Here is a 424-nt window from a genome sequence, read left to right as displayed (position 1 = left end):
TCATAATCTCTCTACCTCAAAGCCTCTTGATTCTAATGGAGTGAATCTATCAATGCCAGCTACGCAAAACTATGTAGGAATGGTAGAGTTTGGGATAGGGTTTTAGGGAATCTGTATTAAATACTATTTTTTACAAAATTAGTAATGGATTTCATTTACTTTTTATTTACCTTTCTGTTTATAATTTCTCTCGTGCTTTGTCATACAAGGCAGGCACAAAATTTTAATACAAGAAGTTCATTATGAACAAGTCAGTATTTTCAGTGCTCTTAGTAGCGATGTTAGGAATGTGCTCCCTTAATGCAGGTGAAACAATCTCACAAAAACCTGCAACAAGTTTGCAAAAGCAAGATATGGAAATGCTTTTTGGTGCGAATGCAGATGCGAAAGATTTAAATGTCGCTGTGCTTAGCGAAGAAGAGTT

Annotated in this window: 1 protein-coding gene; it reads left to right on the top strand. The window is 35.1% G+C overall.

Annotated elements, in window-relative coordinates:
- Window positions 1-242: 242 nt before the first annotated feature.
- The coding region (locus ACWIUJ_RS09110; protein ID WP_454170423.1) for a hypothetical protein at window positions 243-424 on the top strand (182 nt) is incomplete at its 3' end.

The organism is Helicobacter sp. 23-1046 (assembly GCF_053654635.1).
The sequence above is the reverse complement of the archived record's forward strand: the minus strand, read 5'-3'. Positions and strand labels throughout refer to the sequence as shown.